An 18,262-nucleotide genomic window follows, 5' to 3' on the forward strand; every position below is an offset into this window, starting at 1 on the left:
GTGTACGGCAATGGTTGCCGAGAGTGATCAGGCGCCGGGTAGCGCGAGCATCTGGTCCAGCGCCACCCGCGCGTGGTGCGCGGTGTCCGCGTCGACGGTGATCCGGTTGACCACCCGACCCGCGACCAGCTCTTCCAGCGCCCACACCAGGTGCGGCAGATCGATGCGGTTCATCGTCGAGCAATAGCAGACGGCCTTGTCCAAGAACATGATCTGCTTGTCCGGGTGCGCCAGCGCGAGTCGGCGGACCAGATTCAGCTCGGTGCCGACCGCCCATGCCGAACCGGACGGAGCCGCCTCGATCGTACGGATGATGTACTCCGTCGAACCGACCAGATCGGCGGCGTTGACCACCTCGTGCCGGCACTCGGGGTGCACCAGCACGTTCACGCCCGGCACCCGCTCGCGTACGTCGTTGACGCTGTCGAGGGTGAACCGGCCGTGCACCGAACAGTGCCCCCGCCACAGGATCATCCGTGCGTCGCGAAGCTGCTCGGGCGTCAGCCCACCGCCCGGCTTGTGCGGGTCGTAGAGCACACAGTCGTCCAGCGAGAAGCCCATTTCCAGCACGGCCGTGTTGCGGCCCAGGTGCTGGTCGGGCAGGAAGAGCACCTTCTCGCCCTGCTCGTAGGCCCACTCCAGGGCCCGCTTGGCGTTCGACGAGGTGCAGACCACCCCGCCGTTGCGACCGACGAAGCCCTTGATGTCGGCCGACGAGTTCATGTAGGTCACCGGCACCGTCTGTGCCGCGATACCCAGCTCCGTCAGGACGTCCCACGCGCTCTCGACCTGCGGCAGCGCGGCCATGTCCGCCATCGAGCAGCCCGCCGCCAGGTCCGGCAGGATCACCTGCTGCGCGTCCGAGGTGAGGATGTCGGCGCTCTCGGCCATGAAGTGCACACCGCAGAAGACGATGTACTCCGCGTCCGGCCGGGCGGCCGCCTCGCGGGCCAGTTTGAACGAGTCACCGGTCACGTCGGCGAACTGGATCACCTCGTCGCGCTGGTAGTGGTGCCCCAGCACGAAGACCCGGTCGCCGAGCGCGGCCTTGGCCGCCGCCGCCCGGGACACCAGATCGGGGTCGCTCGGTGCCGGCAGGTCACCCGGACACTCCACGCCACGTTCGGTGGCGGGGTCGCTGCCACGGCCGAGAAGCAGCAGCGCAGTCGCGGTGTTGGAGGGCTCAACCCAGGTCGACGTCACGCTGACCATGGTCCCACAGCATGACCAGCGTGCCGCCCGAGCCGGTGTGGGCTGCCACACTGCCAGGCATGCGCGTACTGCTCTGTCCGGACAAGTTCGCCGGCACGCTGCCGGCCCCCGAGGTCGCCGCTGCGGTGGCCGACGGCTGGCGGGAGATCGCGCCCGGCGACGATCTGCTGGTCAGGCCGCTGGCCGACGGCGGGCCGGGCTTCCTCGACGTGCTCGCCGGCGCGCTGTCCGGCCGGCGGGTGCCGGTGCCGACGACCGATCCCCTGGGCCGTGCCGTCACCGGTGAGATCCTGCTCACCGACGACGGCGCGACCGCCTGGCTGGAGAGCGCCCAGGCGTGCGGACTGCACCTGCTCGACCCCGCCGAACGGAACCCCAGGGCCACCACGTCGTACGGGCTGGGCCAGTTGATCGCCGCCGCGGTCGAGGCGGGCGCCCGGACGGTGGTCGTCGGGCTGGGAGGCTCCGGCACCAACGACGGCGGCGCCGGGATGATCACCGCCTTGGGTGCCGTCCCGCTGGACGACACCGGCGCCGCTCTGCCGTACGGCGGTGCCGCGCTGGCCGCCGCCGCCACGCTCGATGGGGCGCCCCGGCTGCGCGACGCCCGCCTGATCGCCGCCACCGACGTCGACAACCCGCTGCTCGGGCTGCACGGCGCGAGCAACGTCTTCGGGCCGCAGAAGGGCGCCGACCGCGCTGACGTGCTGCTGCTCGACGCCGCGCTCGGGCGCTGGGCCGAGGTGCTCGAACGCGACCTGCCGGGCTGCCCCAGCGGGCTCGGCGCGCTGCCCGGGGGCGGCGCTGCCGGCGGTGTCGGTGCCGCACTGCTCGCCCTCGGCGGTCGGTGCGAATCCGGCATCGGACTGGTCAGCCGCGCGATCGGGCTGGAGACCGTGCTCGACGAGGTCGATCTGGTGGTCACCGGCGAGGGCAAGTTCGACCACCAGTCGCTGCGCGGCAAGGTGGTGGCCGGTGTGGCGGGCGCGGCCCGGGACCGGGGCGTACCCTGCGTCGTGCTCGCCGGCCAGGTCAGCACCGGTCGGCGCGAGGCGGCGTCGGTCGGCGTGACCGACGCGTACAGCCTGGTGGAGCACTTCGGCGGCGAGGAGCGCGGCGGGCTGGCGGCGGCGATGGAGCGTCCGGCCGAGGGGTTGCGGGAGCTTGGCTCCCGACTGGCCCGGCAGTGGAGCCGCTGACCGCAGGTCGTCCCCGGACCGCCCTGCTGTCCGGCGTGCGTCGGAGGGGCCGGTCACGCTGCCGGGTCACCCGGCGCTCGGCGGCCTACAATCAGAAGCTGGACCGCTGTGGGAATCGCTGACCGGCGAACGACGTTGGCCAGGGGAAGACCACTTCTTCGAACGCGCGCAGGGAGAATTCCACGTGACCACGCCAGCGCAGACCGAGTCGACCGAGGCTAAGGCCCCCACGTCCGTCGTCCTCACCGACGTCGCGGCGCAGAAGGTCAAGGCCCTGATCGAGCAGGAGGGCCGCGACGACCTGCGGCTCCGCGTCGCCGTGCAGCCGGGTGGCTGCTCCGGCCTGCGGTATCAGCTCTTCTTCGACGAGCGTTCGCTCGACGGTGACGTCGTCACCGACTACGACGGTGTCGAGGTGGTCGTCGACCGGATGAGCGCCCCCTACCTGACCGGCGCCACCATCGACTTCGCCGACCGGATCGACGCCCAGGGCTTCACCATCGACAACCCCAACGCAGGCAACTCCTGCGCCTGCGGCGACTCCTTCAGCTGAGTCTCCGACCTCCGACGGCGGAACGGCCCCCCGGCCGTTCCGCCGTCGCGCGTTCCCACCCCGCCCTACCCCCACCCCGCCCTACCCCCACCCCACCCCACCCCACCCGCGCTCCGCGCTCCCGCCCGCCCCCGCCTGCCGGCGGTGATCAAGAGGTTTTGGTCACGTGAGGCGGCCGGGAGGGCGAAAACTCCTTGATCAACCTCGCCGGCCGGGGTGGGTACGGGGGTGTGGTTGGTGGGTTGGCCGGGGGCAGGATGGTTTGGGGTGGTGGGTGGGTAAGTGGGCGGTGGGCGAGGTTGAGCGGGCTGGTCGCTGGGCAGGCGTGCTGCCGGTAGGCTGACCGCGCCCTGATCCCGACCCCGAGGGTTGCCATGAAGATCGCCGTGACCGGCTCGATCGCCACCGACCACCTGATGAGCTTCCCGGGCCGGTTCGCCGACCAGCTCATCGCCGACCAGTTGCACAAGGTCTCGCTCTCCTTCCTGGTGGACGATCTGGTGCTGCGCCGGGGCGGAGTGGCGGCGAACATCGCGTTCGGCATGGGACAACTCGGCCTGCGTCCGGTGCTGCTCGGGGCCGTCGGCGCCGACTTCGCCGACTACCGCTCCTGGCTGGAACGGCACGGGGTGGACTGCGACTCGGTGCACATCAGCGAGGTGGCGCACACCGCCCGCTTCGTCTGCACCACCGACACCGACATGTGCCAGATCGCCTCGTTCTACGCCGGCGCGATGAGCGAGGCGCGCAACATCGAGCTGCACCCCGTCGCGCAGCGGCTCGGCGGGCTGGACCTGGTCCTGGTCGGCGCCAACGACCCGGAGGCGATGCTGCGCCACTCCGCCGAGTGCCGCGAGCGCGGTTACCGGTTCGCCGCCGACCCGTCCCAGCAGCTCGCCCGGATGGACGGCGAGGACGTGGTGTCGCTGATCGACGGCGCCGAGTACCTGATGACCAACGACTACGAGAAGTCGCTGCTGCAGAGCAAGGCCGGGCTGAGCGACGCGCAGTTGCTGGACCGGGTCCGGATCCGGGTCACCACGCTGGGCAAGCACGGAGTGGAGATCGCCGGGCGGGACTTCGCCCCGATCCACGTGCCGATCGCCCGCGAGGCCCAGGCGATCGACCCCACCGGCGTCGGTGACGGCTTCCGTGCCGGTTTCTTCACCGCGCTCTCCTGGGGCGTCGGGCTGGAGCGCGCCGCGCAGGTCGGCTCGCTGCTGGCCGCCCTGGTGCTGGAGACGGTCGGCACCCAGGAGTACCAGGTGCGCCGCGACCTGTTCGTCAAGCGCCTCGCCGAGTCGTACGGCGACGAGGCCGCCGACGAGGTCCGCCCGCACCTGCTGCCCTGACCACTGCACCGTCACGGTGTCTCGGCTCTCGATCCCGAGCGGTTCCGCTACGGCGGACGGGATCGAGAGCCGATCGTCGTGACGGTTACCCGAGATCGGTCGGCCGGCGCCGCGTGCTGAGGTCGGTGACGAAGACCGACCATTGTCTGAACGAGAAGACGAGCACCGGGCCGGAGCGATCCTTGCTGTCCCGTACCGCCATCGCATCGGGCAGGATCGCGCACTCGACGCAGTCGCCGTTGTTGGCGCTGCGGCTGCTGGTGAACCAACGGGCGGCGGAGAGGTCGGGGGTGGACACGGTTGGCCTCCGGGGCTAGGCCGCGCCGGCCAACTCCCTGATCAATGCGCGCGACTCGGCGGGCGAGAGGGCGACCTGGCGCAGGTTGTCGGCCACCATTTTATAAGTCCGTACGCCGTCCGGGTCCTGCACGTACATCGCCCCATCGAGGACCTCGGTGTAGGCGATCGGCCGAACGTGGGCGAAGTCCAGCAGAACGAACTTGCCCAACGGAGTTGCGGCATGCGGGCCGTCCTCGGGGCGCAGCACCTGCACCGTCACGTTCGGCAGCTCCGACATGGCCGCCAGGTGGACGAGCTGGGCCTGCCGCGTCTCGTCCCCGTTGACCCGCAGGCGTAGCGCGGCCTCGCCGACCACCGCGTGCAGGGTCAGCGGATCGTCGTCGGTCAACCGCTGCGCCCGCGTCTGCCGGAACGACACGAAACGCTCGGCATGATCGGGACGGACGAAGCCGGTGCCGAGAGTCAGGGCCTGGGCGTAACTCTCTGTCTGGAGCAGGCCGGGGATCACCATCGACTCGAAGACGAACGCGCCGTCGGCGAGACCTTCCAGGCCGACGTACGTCTTGAACCAGTCCGGCATCACATTGGCCCACGGTGCCCACCAGGTCTTCGCGTCCGACCGGGTGGCGAGCGCGGTGAGCCGGTCGATCGCAGGCTGGTCCCCGCCGCAGGCGCTCAACACGGCCGCGATGTCGTCGGGGAACTGCTGGTAGCGCCCGGTCTCCATGTGGCCGAGCTTCGGCTTGCCGATGCCGGTGCGGTCGGCCAGCTCGGTGAGTGTCATCGCCGCCTCCCGCCGGTATCGGCCCAACTCCGCGCCAATCAACCACCGCAGCGCGGAGGGGTCGTTACGTGCTGCCATCGCCTGCCTCTCTTCGTGCGACACGAACATCATGGCGTAGGCGCTTCCATTGGGCAAGGCAAAGAGCTATACGTATAGCAACGCCTGTCGAAGGAGGTCCAGTGGGCGACTCACCATCCCTCGGCTCGCCCGAGGAGTTTCACCTGATGCTGGTCGAGCTGGTCGACGAGTGCGCGCCACGACGGTTTGCGATCTGCGAGGAGTACGGCGACCGCGCCGACGGCGGCATCTTCGCCTGGGGCCTGGCGTTCCCTGACGGCCGTGCCCTGGTCTGTGGCGAGGACAGTGCCTTCACCGGGCGCTTCCGGAGCCCGGAGACCGCCGTACGCATCTTCTCCTGCACCGGTCGTCGGCTGCGACTGCTCTGGGTCGACGCGCCGTCGCGGTGTTAGGTGCGGTGTTAGCAGGGGGCCCTTCCTATGCACGAGGCGTTAATAAGGTGCCCTTCCTTTCACCGCGTCCGGCGGATGTTGCCCTTCACGCCGAGCGGCGGACGTCATAGCCGGGGCCGGGTGCGGCGCCGAGGAACTCCTGCTGGCGCATCCGGCACCAGGCCGGGATGTCCACCGCTGCCGCCGGGTCGTCGGCGAGGACGCGGATCACCGCGCCGACCGGCAGGGACGGCAGTCGGCGGGCCAGCGCGATCACCGGCAGCGGGCACCGCTGGCCGAGACAGTCGAGCACCTCGTCGGGGGTCGTCACAGCCCCACCACCCCCGCCTCGGCCCGCAGGTCGGCCACGATCTGCGGCAACTCGGCGAGGAACCGGTCCACGTCCGCCTCGGTGGTGCCCCGGTGCAATGAGACCCGGACGTTGCCGTGGGACAGCACCCCCATCGCCTCCAACACGTGTGACGGGCGCAACGTCGACGAGGTGCAGGAGGAGCCCGACGACACCGCGAAGCCCCGCCGGTCCAACGCGTGCAGCAGCGCCTCGCCGTCGACATAGAGACAGGAGAAGGTGACCAGGTGCGGCAGCCGCCGCTCGGGATCGCCCACCACCTCGACGTCCGGCACGTCGGCCGCCACCCGGGCCCGGATCCGGTCCACCAGCGGCGCCAGCCGGGCCGCCTCGGCGTCGGCGTCGGCCGCCGCCGCGCGCAGGCTTGCCGCCGCCGCGACCACCGCCGGCAGGTTGACCGTGCCGGGCGTACGCCCCGACTCGTGCTCGTCCGACGGCCACGGCGACTCCCAGCGGGTGCCCTTGCGGACCACCAGCAGCCCGACGCCCGGGGGACCGCCCCACTTGCGGGCGCTCGCGGTCAACACCGACCAGCCGGCCGGCACCGGTACCCGCCCCACGACCTGGGCGGCGTCGACGTGCAGCGGCACCCCCGCCTCGGCGCAGGCCGCCGCCGCGTCCTCGATCGGCTGCACGGTGCCCACCTCGTGGCTGGCGGCGATCAGCGCGGCCAGCGCCACCCCGGGCCCCGCCACCGCCGCCGACCAGGCGTCCAGGTCCAGCCGGCCGGACCGGTCGACCGGCACCTCGGTCGTGGTGCCGCCCCGCGCCACGTGCTGCTCGGCGGCGTGCAACACCGCCGAGTGCTCGATCGCCGAGTGCACCAGCCCCGCCCCGACACGCCGCCGGCCGACCAGGCCACCCAGCACGGCCGCGTGCGCCGCGCTCGTACCGCTGGGGGTGAAGGAGAGCTCGTCGGGGCGTACGCCGAGGGTGTCCGCCGCCGCCTCGCGGGCGGCGTCGAGCAACTGGCGGGCGCGGCGCGCCTGGGTGTAGAGCCGATCCGGATCGGCCCAACCGTCGTCGAGGGCGACCAGCAGCGCCTGCCGAGCGACCGGATGCAGCGGCGCGGCGGTGGCCGCGTCCAGGTAGACCGGGGAAGGAATCACGTCTGCCCACGCTATCGCCTCGGTCCGCGCAAGATCCCCCGTCCAGGGCGGAGACTGACCCCAACCGGGTCGAGCCCGTCATGGTCGAGTAATCTGCGACCGTCGGTGACGCCTTTGCCGCTGGTGTGGTGGTTCCGCTCGGCGGAGCCGGCCGGACCGAGGAAGCACCGCGGCGCGCTAGGGAGGCAGGACCAGGTGGTCGCAAGGAGTTCGGAGGTACGGCCGACGGCCGTGCGGAGCAGCGCATCCCCAGGAGCCGTCGGGCGTCGGGGGCGTCGCGCCGGGCGTCTTGCCGGGCTCGGCTTCGGCGGGGCGGCGCTGCTGGTCCTGCTCACGGGCTGTGACGTCGGCGCGGCGTTCGGCGGCTTCGGCTGGCCCCAGGGCGGCATCACGCCGGAATCCCGGCGGATGTACGACCTGTGGATCGCCTCGTGCATCGCCGCGCTGGTGGTCGGCGTCTTCGTCTGGGGCCTGATCTTCTGGTGCGTGGTGCGTTACCGCAAGCGCGGCAACGAGCTGCCGGTGCAGACCCGATACAACCTGCCGATGGAGTTCCTCTACACCATCGCGCCGGTGCTGGTCGTGGCCGTGCTCTTCTACTACACCGCGGTCGTGCAGACCGACGTGGTGAAGACCACCAACAACCCCGACGTGACCGTCGAGGTGGTCGCCTTCAAGTGGAACTGGCAGTTCAACTACCGCGACGGCCAGGGCGTGGACGCCAACACCACCGCCTCCGTGCTGGGCACCAGCGAGGTCATCCCGATCCTGGTGCTGCCGAGCAACCGGTCCATCCGGTTCGAGGAGACCAGCCGCGACGTCATCCACTCCTTCTGGGTGCCGGAGATGCTGTTCAAGCGGGACGTGATGCCGGGCAGCATCCGCAACGTCTTCGAGGTCTCCTCGCTGGAGTCCGAGGGCGCGTACGTGGGCCGCTGCGCCGAGCTGTGCGGCAGCTACCACGCCTTCATGAACTTCGAGCTGCGGGTCGTCTCGCCGGAGAACTTCGACCGGTTCCTCGCGGCCAAGCAGGACGGGGCGTCGACCCAGGACGCGCTGACCGCGATCGGCGAGGAGCCGTACGCGATCACCACCAAGCCGTTCGAGACGCGCCGTACCCAGGACAACTTCAACCAGGCCAGCACCACGGCCGGCGCGGGAAACTGAGGTAACCCCGGATGAAGACCGAGTGGCGCATCTTCCTCATCATCGCCGCGTTCCTGCTGTTCGCCACCGCCCTCTACGGCGGGTGGACCTTCGCCGACTCGGGCGGTCGGGTCGAGTGGATCGGCACCGTGGCCCTGCTGCTGTCGTTCCTGCTCTGCTCCATGTGCGGCGGCTTCTTCTGGTTCGTCTCCCGCCGGATCGACCTGCGTCCCGAGGACCGTCCCGACGGTGAGATCGCCGACGGCGCGGGCGAGATCGGCTTCTTCAGCCCCGGCAGCTACTGGCCGTTCGGTCTGGCCCTGGCCGCCGCCATCGCCGGCCTCGGCCTGGTGTTCTGGCAGCTCTGGCTGCTCGTCGCCGGCATGGTGGCAGTGGTCTTCGCCACCTGCGGCCTGCTGTTCGAGTACTACAGCGGCACCCGGCGCACCGCCGAGCACTGATCGGCGCACCGACCTGGTGAAAGCCCGCCTCCCTCAGGGAGGCGGGCTTTCCCGTGTCCGTGTCCGTGCGTGCGGTCGCCGCGGCGGATGAGGTGTGTCGCGTGCCTGCGGACGGGGGATGCGGGGAGATGTCGCGTGCCTGCGGATCCGGGAATGTGGGCAGGTGTCGCGTGCCTGAGGGACACGGGGAGGTGCGGCGTGCCTGCGGATGCGGGGATGCGGGTAGGTGTCGCGTGCTGCGGGACCGGAGCGATGTGTACGTCGAGTATTGCGGGCCGGGGAGACGAGCAGGCCGGCCGGCAGCGTCTGCGTCTGCGGTGGCGGAGATCAGCCGGGCCTCGCCGTTGCTCGGCCGGTCCAGCGTCGCGTCCGCCGTCGAGTGGCGGGTGAGGGGTGTCGCGTGCCTCTGGACCGGAGCGGCGAGGGTGAGGAGGACGCCCTTGTCTCCCTGGGGTCGGGCCGGGACGTGGTTGTAGCGTGTGGTGCCGCACCCCCGGACGGCTTCGATCGCCGTCACCCTCATGATCCGCGCAACTTCTTGGATATTGCTGTCTCAGGTCGGGTCTAAGGCAGCAATATCCAAGAAGTTGCTGCCTCCCCGCCCGCCACGGCCGGTGCGCAGGGATACCTCGGGCACAGTAGTGCCACGGTGCCGACGGCTCCGGGTACGGGGAGGTCGTTTCGCGGAGCGCTGCGGCCGTCGCCAGGGATTCCGCCGGGTAGCTCGGCGGAGACTCCGGGCCGCAGTGCGTGGCGTGGGCGGTGTGCCGGGCCGCAGGGCGTGGCGTGGATGCTGCACTGGGCCAGAGTGCCTGCTGGTCAACGCCGCCGCGGCCGTGGCTACCCAGGGCCCGCTGAACGGCGACCTGGCACGTGGGTGCGGCGTCGGGCGGGGTGACGTGGGTGCAGCGTCAGGCGGCGTGGCGTGGGTGCAGCGCCCGACGGGCGGGCGGGGTGGCCCGCGAGAGCGAGGCGTAGGGGGCGACGAAGATCGCCATGCCGCATCCGGTGCAGAGGAGCTCGGGGCAGTCCGGACCGTGGCCGTCGGGGCAGGGCGGCATCTCGAAGGCGCGAATGCCGTCGCAGGTCTCACAGTGCAGCTCACGTACCAACATGGGCGTCTCCTCCCGCGCGTGCCGGCCGGCGGCCGTGTGGGGAACTACTCACCTGTAGTTTCCCACGGCCGTCCGACACATCCGCGAGCGGCGACCGACCTCCGACGGGCTGTCCGACACATCCGCGAGCGGCGACGGACCTTCGACGGGGGGCGGGCCGACACGTCTGAGCGCCACCGCCACGACCTCCGACGGCCGGGTCAGGCGGTGGCGACCTCGATCCAGCGGTGGAGCGTACGGGCGGCGGAGCCGGAGTCGATCGACTCGGCGGCCCGGGCCAGGCCGGCGCGCAGGGCGTCGGTCAGGTCACCGTCCAGCGGGCCCTGAGTGGCCAGGGCGGCGGCAGCGTTGACCAGCACGGCGTCGCGTACCGGGCCGGGTTCGCCGGCGAGCAGCCGACGGGCCACGTCGGCGTTGTAGGCGGCGTCACCGCCGCGCAGGTCACTGAGGGTGGCCCGGGGCACCCCGAGGTCCGTGGCGTCCACCACGGTCTCCCTGACGGTGCCGTCCTGCGCGATCCAGAAGCGGGTGGGCGCGGCGGTGGTGAACTCGTCGAGGCCGTCCTCGCCACGCATCACGATCACCGAGTCACCCCGGGCGGCGAAGACGGCGGCCATCACCGGTGCCATGGTCGAGTCGAAGCAGCCGACCGCACCGGCGCGGGGACGGGCCGGGTTGGTGAGCGGGCCGAGGAAGTTGAAGGCGGTGGGTACGCCCAACTCACGCCGGACCGGACCGGCGTGCCGCATGCCGGGGTGGAAGCGGGCGGCGAAACAGAAGCCGATGCCGGCCTGCTCGACGCAGCGGGCCACCCCCTCCGGACCGAGGTCCAGCGGGATGCCGAGGAACTCCAGCAGGTCGGCGGTGCCGCAGGAGGACGAGGCGGCCCGGTTGCCGTGCTTGACGACGCGTACCCCGGTTCCGGCGACCACCAGGGCAGTCATCGTCGAGATGTTCACCGTGTGCGCCAGGTCGCCACCGGTGCCGACCACGTCCAGGGCGGTGGCGCGTACCTCCTCGGGCAGCTCGACCGGGACGGCCTGGCCGAGCATCGCCTCCACCAGCCCGCTCACCTCGGCCGGTGTCTCGCCCTTGGCGCGCAGCGCCACGGCGAAGCCGGCGATCTGGGCCGGTGCGGCCGAGCCGGACATGATCTCGCCCATCGCCCAGGCGGTGTCGGCGGCGGAGAGTTCCTCGCCGCGCAGCAGCGCGGTGAGCAGGTGTGGCCAGGTCCGATCGCCCATGACGGGCCTCCCGAGCAGACGAGTGCGGGTGGGACGGGACCGGCGCCGGCTCGCCCGGCGCCGTGGCGGTGCCGGAGTCGGGCGTGCGTCAGGCGGGGGCGTGCGTGCGCAGGACCTCGGCCACCGTGGCGGCGGTGGTCACCGGGTCGAGCGGGTGGACCAGGGTGGCGTCGACCTCGGCGTACGCGGCCAGCCAGCGGTCGGCGGCACGGGCGATCACCACGCAGGTCGGCGGGGAGTTCTCGTAGTCGTCCTTGATCTGCCGGGCGATGCCGAGACCGCCACCGGGGCTGGCCTCACCGTCGAGCAGCATCAGGTCGATCTCGAAGTCGTCGACCACGCGGACGCACTCGGCGTAGGTGGACGCCTCGACGAACTCGACGCGCAGGTCGGACGCCGGGCGGGTGCCCACGGCGAGCCGCATCCTGTCCCGCACCTGCGGGTCGTCGCTGTAGAGCAGGACGGTGCACAGACGCTCACTCATGCCGACACTCCGCTTCGCTCCGTGCCGTCCGCTGGCACCACCGCACCGAGTCCGATGACTCGCTCGCGCTCGCTCATGGTCAGACTTGCTCCCACCTCGTAGCTGCGCCGCCGATCGTACCGGTCGTGCCGACGCCCGGGACACGCCGCCCCGCGCGCCCCGCCGACCGGCTCAGGTGGCCGAGCCGGTGGTGGTCTCCGCAGCGCGTTGCCGGGCCTCCTGGCGGTCCAGCTCGCGGTCGACCCGGCGGGCCTCCCGCTCGGCCGCGCGCATCCACTGCACCACCAGGACGCCGAGCATCGTCACGCTGACGAACTCGCCGCCGGCCCAGAGGATGCCGCCGGCGAGGACCTGGTCGTCCCACGGGTCGGCCCAGGTCAGCCCGAGGGAGGGGTACCAGTCGCCGCCGAACAGGGTGCTGCTCTGCATGACGGTCAGCCCGAGCACGGTGTGGAACGGCACCGACAGCAGCATCAGCAGGGCCCGGCCCGGGTACGGCCAGCGTCCGGGCAGTGGGTCCAGGCCGACCAGCGGCCAGAAGAACAGGCAGCCGGTCATGATGAAGTGCGCGTGCACCACCTCGTGCGCCCAGACGTTCTCCAGCGTGTAGCGGTACAGGTCGGTGAAGTACAGCGCGAACGGGTTCACCACGAAGATGGCGAACGCCACCAGCGGGAACGTCCAGATCCGCACGACCCTGCTGTGCAGCACCGCCAGCAGTCGCTTGCGGGGGCGGGTCGGCAGCGTACGCAGGGCCAGCGTCACCGGTGCGCCCAGCGCCAGGAAGATCGGCGCGATCATGGAGAGCACCATGTGCTGCACCATGTGCACCGACAACAGCGTGGTGTCGTACGCGTGCAGCCCGCTGACCGTGACCGAGGCGATGCCGCCCAGGCCGGGCCCGAGGAAGAAGACCGTCCGGGCGATCGGCCAGCGGTCCCCGCGCAGCCGCAGCCGGTGCACTCCGTAGAGGTAGAGGGCGGCGGCGACCACCAGGACGACGGCGAGCCAGTTGTCCAGCTTGGCCTCGGTGACCACGGCAGTGATCTGGAAGGGCGGCGGGCCGGCGTCGGCCGCGAGCCACCCGGCGCCGCCGGTCACCGGGGCCGTCGCCGGGCTGATCGCGCCCGCCGTCAGCGGCGGCGCGGCCGTCACGGCCAGCGTGATCGGGTCGGTTTCCAGCACGCCAATCAGCCTAGGTCAGGCGAACCGGACGGTACCGATCGGGCCACTTGGACCACGGGTTTCACCCCCCGCTGATCGCCGGCCGTGGTCAACGGCAATAATGACCGCGTGACTGCGGCCCCAGCCATTGACAAGAGCCGGATCCACTCTCTGACGCGGCCCAACATGGTCAGCGTCGGGACGATCGTCTGGCTCTCCAGCGAGCTCATGTTCTTCGCGGCGCTCTTCGCCATGTACTTCTCCATCCGCGCGGCGGCGCCGGAGCAGTGGGCGATGCACACCGAGGTCTTGAACATCCCGTACGCGACGACGTTCACGACGATCCTGGTGCTGTCCTCGGTGACCTGCCAGATCGGCGTCTTCGCCGCCGAGCGGGGTGACGTGCACGCGCTGCGGCGCTGGTTCACGATCACCTTCGTGATGGGCCTGATCTTCCTGCTCGGTCAGCTCAACGAGTACCGCGAGCTGGTCCACCACGGCATCAAGATCAACGCGGATGGTTACGGGTCGATGTTCTACCTGACCACCGGCTTCCACGGCCTGCACGTGGCGGGAGGCCTGGTCGCCTTCGTGATCTTTATGATCCGCACCACCATGGGCCGGTTCACGCCGGCCCAGGCCACCTCGGCGATCGTCGTGTCGTACTACTGGCACTTCGTCGACGTGGTCTGGATCGGGCTCTACGCCATGATCTACTGGCTTCAGTGATCTTGGCGCGTCTCGCGCCGTGCCGCTGCTTTACCCCCGCAGACAAGGTCCAACCGGTTAAGGACACAGGTCATGACTTCTGACAACGACCGCCGACGCGGCCTGCTCGCGCGGCTGCGCGGGCGGCCCGCGGCGCCCAGCAGGGGCCGCCGCCGGCTGGGTGCCGCGGTCCGGCTGGTCGCCGCGCTGATGCTGGCCGGCGGTGCCTACACCGTCCTCGCCCCGAGCGCGTCGGCGCAGGAAAACCCGCCGCTGAGCAGCGCAGCCGCAGACGGCAAGGCGCTGTTCGACGTGAGCTGTGTGACCTGTCACGGTCGCAACGCGCAGGGGGTCGAGGGGCGTGGGCCGAGCCTCATCGGCGTCGGCGCGGCGTCGGTCGAGTTCCAGGTCAGCTCGGGCCGGATGCCGATGGCCCGACAGGAGGCCCAGGCGGCCCGCAAGCCCGCGGTGTTCAGCCCGGACGAGATCGACCAGCTCGCCGCGTACGTCCAGGAGCTCGGTGGCGGCCCGGTCGTGCCGGCCGGCGACAACCTGCACGAAGACGGCAACATCGCGGTCGGCGGCGAGCTGTACCGGATCAACTGCTCGCAGTGCCACGCCTTCAGCGGCGGTGGCGGCGCCCTCTCCTCCGGCAAGTACGCGCCGAGCCTCGCGCCGGCTACCGACCGGCAGATCTACGCCGCGATGCTCAGTGGCCCGCAGAACATGCCGGTCTTCGGTGACAACCAGATCACGCCGGAGCAGAAGGCCGACATCATCGCCTACATCCAGCAGACGCTGAAGTCGGACGGCGACCCGGGCGGGTTCAACCTGGGCCGGTACGGACCCTCCACCGAGGGTGTGGCGATCTTCCTGATCGGCATCGTCGCGCTCGTCTTCGCCAGCCTGTGGATTGCGGGCAAGTCGTGACCGAGCGAATGAGCACCCACACCGAGCAGCCGGCCCACCCGGGCCACGAAACGGTGGACGTGAACGACCCGGCGCTGAGCCGGTTCGACATCGTCCGCGAGGGCGCCCGTCGGGACGACATCGAGATCGTCCACTACGAGGAGCAGGTGGCCCCGGGCAGCAAGGCCGAGCGCCGGCTGGTCCGTACGGTGGCGGCGATGTTCCTGGTCACCGGCCTGGCCGCGACGGCCTTCCTGGCGGTCTACATCTGGTGGCCCTGGGAGTACCAGCCGGGCCGTGGCGGGGACAAGTACTTCACCCCGCTACTCGGCACGACCCTCGGCATCGCCCTGCTGGGCATCGGCTTCGGCATCCTGACCTGGGGCAAGAAGCTGCTGCCCAAGGAGGTGTCGATCCAGGACCGGCACGAGGGCGTGGTGGCCAGCGAGGACCGGACGATCACCGGGCAGACCATGCTCTACATGGCCGACGAGCTCGGCGTGAAGCGCCGCCCGCTGCTCGGCATGTCGCTGCTGGCCGGTCTGGTGCCGGTCGGTGCGGTCGCCGCAGCGCCGCTGGTCGGTGGCCTGATCTCCGACCCGCACGCGAACGACCAGATGATGACCACCGGCTTCGCCCCGCAGGACGGCCAGAAGATCCGGCTGGTCCGCGAGGACGGTCGGCCGATCCGCCCCGCCGACATCAGCGCTGGTGGCCAGATCACCGTCTTCCCGGGCATCGAGCACGGGGTCAGCAACCGGTACGCCGACTCGCCGACCCTGCTGATCCACCTGCGTGACGCCGACGCCGAGACCTCGCGCCGCAACAACGAGCGCGAGGGTCACGGCGACTACATGTGGGGCAACTACGCCGCCTACTCGAAGATCTGCACGCACGCCGGCTGCCCGGCGAGCCTCTACGAGCAGCAGACCAACCGTTTGCTCTGCCCGTGTCACCAGTCGCAGTTCCTGATCACCGACAACGCCAAGCCCATCTTCGGTCCGGCCAGCCGGCGGCTGCCGCAGCTGCCGATCGAGGTGGACTCCGAGGGCTACTTCGTGGCGACGTCCGACTACACCGAACCCGTCGGGCCCGACTTCTGGGAGCGGCCGTGAAGCGGCGCAAGTTTGACGTAGCAGCGGTTCCGGGCAACACCGCCCGGGCGGTCGACGACCGCTTCCAGGTGGCCACCCCCCTGCGCAAGCTGCTCAACAAGGTCTTCCCCGACCACTGGTCGTTCCTGCTGGGCGAGATCGCGCTGTTCTCGTTCATCGTGCTGCTGCTGACCGGTGTCTTCCTGACCTTCTTCTTCGAGCCGACGATGACCGAGGTCATCTACAACGGCAGCTACGCCCCGCTGCGGGGTACGCCGATGTCGGCCGCGTACGCCTCGACGTTGGACATCTCGTTCGACGTCCGTGGCGGCCTGATCATGCGGCAGATGCACCACTGGGCCGCACTGCTGTTCATGGCGGCGATCGTGGTGCACATGCTCCGGATCTTCTTCACCGGCGCGTTCCGCAAGCCGCGTGAGACCAACTGGATCATCGGTTCGCTGCTGTTCTGGGTGGGCTTCCTGGCCGGCTTCACCGGTTACTCGCTGCCGGACGACGGCCTCTCCGGCACCGGTCTGCGGATCGCCTCGGCGATCATGCTGTCCATCCCGGTGATCGGCACCTGGGTCACCGCCGCGGTCTTCGACGGCGAGTTCCCCGGCACGATCATCATCAGCCGGTTCTTCATCGCCCACGTGCTGCTCATCCCGGGTCTGCTGGTCGCGTTGATCAGCGTCCACCTGGGGCTGGTCTTCAAGCAGAAGCACACCCAGTGGCCGGGGCCGGGCCGGACGAACAACAACGTCGTGGGCGAGCGGATGTTCCCCCGGTACGCGATCAAGCAGGGCGGCTTCTTCATGGTCGTCTTCGGCGTGATCGCGCTGATGGGTGGCCTGATCCAGATCAACCCGCTCTGGCTGTTCGGCCCGTACGAGGCGTGGGTGGTCTCGGCGGCCAGCCAGCCCGACTGGTACGTGATGTTCCTGGACGGCTCGACGCGGTTGATGCCGGACTGGGAGATCAACATACCCATCGGCGACGGATACGTGATTCCGCCGCTGTTCTGGCCGACGGTGGTGCTACCGGGCATCCTGGTCGGGCTCTCCACGCTCTATCCGTTCATGGAGGCCCGCTACCTGAAGGACTACCGGAGCCACAACCTGCTCCAGCGTCCCCGCGACGTGCCGTTCCGCACCGGCCTGGGCGCCATGGCCATCACGTTCTACGTGATCCTGACGCTCTCCGGCGCGAACGACGTCATCGCCGACAAGTTCCACATCAGCCTGAACGCGATGACCTGGGGTGGCCGGATCGGTCTGCTGCTCCTGCCGCCGCTGGCGTACTACGTGACCTACCGGATCTGCCTCGGTCTGCAGCAGCACGACCGGGAGGTGTTGGCACACGGCGTGGAGACCGGCATCATCCGGCGCCTGCCGGACGGTCGGTTCGTCGAGGTGCACCAGCCGCTGACCACGCCGGACGAGCACGGACACACCGAACTGGAGTACGCGGGCTGGGTGGTGCCGAAGAAGATGAACCGGCTCGGTGCCCTCGGCCCGGCGATCCGGGGCTTCTTCTACCCGATCGAGAAGCCGGCCGAGGCGCCGGTGTCGCCGGGTCACCCGCCCGTCGAGCCGCGCGCCGAGCGCGAGGAGATCGGCAGCGGGGAGTCCCGCCGCTGAGGTCCGTCACCACGTGACGTGGCGCCCGCCGGAGTCCTCCGGCGGGCGCCACGCCCGTTCTGGGCCTTCCGGACCGCCGCCGGGGCTTCCCGCCCGTCGTCGGATCGCAGGAATAACCCCGGCCAGCCGGGTATCCGTGCGGTCCAACGTCTCAACGGGGAGGAAGCATGTTGGGTATCAAACGCCTCGGCCTGCTGGCCGCACTGGTGCTGGTGGGTGTCGCGCCCGCTGCGGCAGCGCAGGCGGCGGCGCAGCCTTCGGAACAGGACACGCAGTACCTGCAGGCGGTGCACCAGGTCAACCTGTACGAGATCGCCGCCGGTGAGCTGGCCCAGCAGAAGGGTCAGAACCAGCAGGTCAAGGACCTGGCGCAGCAGTTCGTCACGGACCACACCGAGCTGGACCAGTCGGTGCAGGACGTGGCCGGGCAGCTCAACGTCCAGTTGCCGAACGAGCCCACCCCTGATCAGCGGACGGCTCTCGACCAGCTGAACAACGCCAGTGGTGAGGAGTTCGACCGGCTCTGGGTGACCCAGGGTCTGGCCGGCCACCTGCAGGCCATCCAGGCGACCCAGACGGAGATCTCGCAGGGTACCGAGCCGCAGGTGGTCCAGCTCGCGCAGACCGCGCTGCCGGTGCTGCAGGCGCACTACGACGCTCTGGTGACGCTGGCCGAGGAACTGGGCATCCCGGTCCCGGAGACCAGCGCCAGCGGTACGCCTGGCCCGGGTGGCACGGTGCCGGCCCCGGGTGGCACCACCCCGGCTCCGGGCGTCACCGAGGAGACCCCGGGTGGCCCCACCGAGTCGCCGGTGCCGGGTGGCACCGAGGTCCCGGTGCCGCAGCAGAGCTGATCCGGCGGTGAACGCGGCGAGTCGGTCCGTCCTACGGGATGGACCGGCTCGCCCCGTCGTGGCAGGAAGCAGACCGCGTCCTCGGTACCGGGCACGGGTGTGCCCTCGCCCC

At 70.8% G+C, this 18,262-nt stretch carries 20 protein-coding genes; 11 read left to right on the top strand and 9 right to left on the bottom strand.

All coding sequences use genetic code 11. The annotated features are described in order from the left end of the window. Positions 1–27: 27 nt before the first annotated feature. Entirely contained in the window at positions 28–1,203 is a 1,176-nt protein-coding gene (nadA, locus tag ACZ31C_RS20745) for a quinolinate synthase NadA (protein ID WP_465796677.1), read from the bottom strand. 68 nt (positions 1,204–1,271) lie between these two features. On the opposite strand from nadA, the gene ACZ31C_RS20750 reads away from it, so the two are divergent. From ACZ31C_RS20750 to ACZ31C_RS20760, 3 genes are all read left to right on the top strand, one after another. After that, entirely contained in the window at positions 1,272–2,411 is a 1,140-nt protein-coding gene (locus tag ACZ31C_RS20750) for a glycerate kinase family protein (RefSeq protein ID WP_465796678.1), read from the top strand. A gap of 184 nt (positions 2,412–2,595) precedes the next feature. After that, on the top strand, positions 2,596–2,964 hold the full coding sequence (gene erpA / locus ACZ31C_RS20755; protein ID WP_007072244.1) for an iron-sulfur cluster insertion protein ErpA: 369 nt from the start codon (positions 2,596–2,598) through the stop codon (positions 2,962–2,964). 374 nt (positions 2,965–3,338) lie between these two features. After that, the gene (locus ACZ31C_RS20760; protein WP_449954037.1) at positions 3,339–4,316 is read left to right on the top strand and encodes a carbohydrate kinase family protein; all 978 of its coding nucleotides are present in this window, start codon (positions 3,339–3,341) and stop codon (positions 4,314–4,316) included. Positions 4,317–4,401: 85 nt separating this feature from the next. Here the strand turns inward: ACZ31C_RS20760 and ACZ31C_RS20765 are convergent, their stop codons facing one another. Together ACZ31C_RS20765 and ACZ31C_RS20770 are read right to left on the bottom strand one after the other, a co-directional pair. Continuing rightward, complete coding sequence (locus ACZ31C_RS20765; RefSeq protein ID WP_465796679.1) at positions 4,402–4,614, bottom strand: DUF397 domain-containing protein; 213 nt, start codon at positions 4,612–4,614, stop codon at positions 4,402–4,404. A 15-nt stretch (positions 4,615–4,629) separates the two neighbouring features. After that, positions 4,630–5,478 (bottom strand): helix-turn-helix domain-containing protein, encoded by an 849-nt coding sequence (locus ACZ31C_RS20770; RefSeq protein ID WP_465796680.1) that lies wholly within the window; start codon positions 5,476–5,478, stop codon positions 4,630–4,632. Positions 5,479–5,579: 101 nt separating this feature from the next. On the opposite strand from ACZ31C_RS20770, the gene ACZ31C_RS20775 reads away from it, so the two are divergent. Continuing rightward, on the top strand, positions 5,580–5,870 hold the full coding sequence (locus ACZ31C_RS20775) for a hypothetical protein (RefSeq protein WP_465796681.1): 291 nt from the start codon (positions 5,580–5,582) through the stop codon (positions 5,868–5,870). An 85-nt stretch (positions 5,871–5,955) separates the two neighbouring features. Here ACZ31C_RS20775 and ACZ31C_RS20780 read toward each other — a convergent pair whose 3' ends face one another. Both ACZ31C_RS20780 and ACZ31C_RS20785 read right to left on the bottom strand, forming a co-directional pair. Continuing rightward, complete coding sequence (locus tag ACZ31C_RS20780) at positions 5,956–6,180, bottom strand: sulfurtransferase TusA family protein (protein WP_131057789.1); 225 nt, start codon at positions 6,178–6,180, stop codon at positions 5,956–5,958. Next, positions 6,177–7,328, bottom strand: a complete 1,152-nt coding sequence (locus tag ACZ31C_RS20785) for a cysteine desulfurase family protein (protein WP_465796682.1) — start codon at positions 7,326–7,328, stop codon at positions 6,177–6,179. Before ACZ31C_RS20785 ends, ACZ31C_RS20780 begins: the two co-directional genes overlap by 4 nt. 195 nt (positions 7,329–7,523) lie before the next feature. Between ACZ31C_RS20785 and ctaC the strand changes: the two genes are divergently transcribed. Together ctaC and ACZ31C_RS20795 are read left to right on the top strand one after the other, a co-directional pair. Further along, the gene (gene ctaC, locus ACZ31C_RS20790; RefSeq protein WP_350696240.1) at positions 7,524–8,495 is read left to right on the top strand and encodes an aa3-type cytochrome oxidase subunit II; all 972 of its coding nucleotides are present in this window, start codon (positions 7,524–7,526) and stop codon (positions 8,493–8,495) included. Between the two features lie 11 nt (positions 8,496–8,506). After that, positions 8,507–8,935 carry a cytochrome c oxidase subunit 4 gene (locus ACZ31C_RS20795; protein WP_396752363.1) on the top strand — a complete coding sequence of 143 codons (429 nt, stop codon included), beginning with the start codon at positions 8,507–8,509 and terminating at the stop codon, positions 8,933–8,935. A 911-nt stretch (positions 8,936–9,846) separates the two neighbouring features. On the opposite strand, the gene ACZ31C_RS20800 is transcribed toward ACZ31C_RS20795, so the two are convergent. The 4 genes from ACZ31C_RS20800 to ACZ31C_RS20815 all read right to left on the bottom strand — a co-directional run bounded on the left by ACZ31C_RS20800 (position 9,847) and on the right by ACZ31C_RS20815 (position 12,963). Next, complete coding sequence (locus ACZ31C_RS20800) at positions 9,847–10,050, bottom strand: hypothetical protein (protein ID WP_465796683.1); 204 nt, start codon at positions 10,048–10,050, stop codon at positions 9,847–9,849. A gap of 200 nt (positions 10,051–10,250) precedes the next feature. Continuing rightward, positions 10,251–11,294: an anthranilate phosphoribosyltransferase gene (gene trpD, locus ACZ31C_RS20805; protein ID WP_465796684.1), complete on the bottom strand. Its 1,044-nt coding sequence runs from the start codon at positions 11,292–11,294 to the stop codon at positions 10,251–10,253. An 88-nt stretch (positions 11,295–11,382) separates the two neighbouring features. Continuing rightward, positions 11,383–11,778 (bottom strand): response regulator, encoded by a 396-nt coding sequence (locus ACZ31C_RS20810; protein WP_131055539.1) that lies wholly within the window; start codon positions 11,776–11,778, stop codon positions 11,383–11,385. Between the two features lie 171 nt (positions 11,779–11,949). Beyond that, a complete protein-coding gene (locus ACZ31C_RS20815; RefSeq protein ID WP_465796685.1) occupies positions 11,950–12,963 on the bottom strand; it encodes a cytochrome c oxidase assembly protein in 1,014 nt (337 codons plus the stop codon). Between the two features lie 108 nt (positions 12,964–13,071). Here ACZ31C_RS20815 and ctaE point away from each other — a divergent pair, with 108 nt between their 5' ends. The 5 genes from ctaE to ACZ31C_RS20840 all read left to right on the top strand — a co-directional run bounded on the left by ctaE (position 13,072) and on the right by ACZ31C_RS20840 (position 18,150). After that, positions 13,072–13,671 carry an aa3-type cytochrome oxidase subunit III gene (gene ctaE, locus ACZ31C_RS20820; RefSeq protein WP_162854382.1) on the top strand — a complete coding sequence of 200 codons (600 nt, stop codon included), beginning with the start codon at positions 13,072–13,074 and terminating at the stop codon, positions 13,669–13,671. A 72-nt stretch (positions 13,672–13,743) separates the two neighbouring features. Then, complete coding sequence (qcrC, locus tag ACZ31C_RS20825) at positions 13,744–14,580, top strand: cytochrome bc1 complex diheme cytochrome c subunit (RefSeq protein WP_396742500.1); 837 nt, start codon at positions 13,744–13,746, stop codon at positions 14,578–14,580. A gap of 8 nt (positions 14,581–14,588) precedes the next feature. Next, the gene (gene qcrA, locus ACZ31C_RS20830) at positions 14,589–15,674 is read left to right on the top strand and encodes a cytochrome bc1 complex Rieske iron-sulfur subunit (RefSeq protein WP_350696772.1); all 1,086 of its coding nucleotides are present in this window, start codon (positions 14,589–14,591) and stop codon (positions 15,672–15,674) included. Beyond that, the gene (gene qcrB / locus ACZ31C_RS20835; protein WP_350696252.1) at positions 15,671–17,296 is read left to right on the top strand and encodes a cytochrome bc1 complex cytochrome b subunit; all 1,626 of its coding nucleotides are present in this window, start codon (positions 15,671–15,673) and stop codon (positions 17,294–17,296) included. Before qcrA ends, qcrB begins: the two co-directional genes overlap by 4 nt. A 167-nt stretch (positions 17,297–17,463) precedes the next feature. After that, positions 17,464–18,150 (top strand): DUF4142 domain-containing protein, encoded by a 687-nt coding sequence (locus tag ACZ31C_RS20840; protein WP_449954011.1) that lies wholly within the window; start codon positions 17,464–17,466, stop codon positions 18,148–18,150. The last annotated feature ends 112 nt before the right edge of the window (positions 18,151–18,262 follow it).

This window comes from Micromonospora sp. NPDC023869 (genome assembly GCF_055559695.1).

What these genes read in the sequence shown, in the direction of transcription:
- ACZ31C_RS20800 (WP_465796683.1), bottom strand. Translation starts at nt 10,050, where the DNA reads ATGTTGGTACGTGAGCTGCACTGTGAGACCTGCGACGGCATTCGCGCC.
- ACZ31C_RS20760 (WP_449954037.1), top strand. Translation starts at nt 3,339, where the DNA reads ATGAAGATCGCCGTGACCGGCTCGATCGCCACCGACCACCTGATGAGC.
- trpD (WP_465796684.1), bottom strand. Translation starts at nt 11,294, where the DNA reads ATGGGCGATCGGACCTGGCCACACCTGCTCACCGCGCTGCTGCGCGGC.
- ACZ31C_RS20770 (WP_465796680.1), bottom strand. Translation starts at nt 5,478, where the DNA reads ATGGCAGCACGTAACGACCCCTCCGCGCTGCGGTGGTTGATTGGCGCG.
- qcrC (WP_396742500.1), top strand. Translation starts at nt 13,744, where the DNA reads ATGACTTCTGACAACGACCGCCGACGCGGCCTGCTCGCGCGGCTGCGC.
- ACZ31C_RS20810 (WP_131055539.1), bottom strand. Translation starts at nt 11,778, where the DNA reads ATGAGTGAGCGTCTGTGCACCGTCCTGCTCTACAGCGACGACCCGCAG.
- qcrA (WP_350696772.1), top strand. Translation starts at nt 14,589, where the DNA reads ATGAGCACCCACACCGAGCAGCCGGCCCACCCGGGCCACGAAACGGTG.
- ACZ31C_RS20750 (WP_465796678.1), top strand. Translation starts at nt 1,272, where the DNA reads ATGCGCGTACTGCTCTGTCCGGACAAGTTCGCCGGCACGCTGCCGGCC.
- ACZ31C_RS20840 (WP_449954011.1), top strand. Translation starts at nt 17,464, where the DNA reads ATGTTGGGTATCAAACGCCTCGGCCTGCTGGCCGCACTGGTGCTGGTG.
- ACZ31C_RS20795 (WP_396752363.1), top strand. Translation starts at nt 8,507, where the DNA reads ATGAAGACCGAGTGGCGCATCTTCCTCATCATCGCCGCGTTCCTGCTG.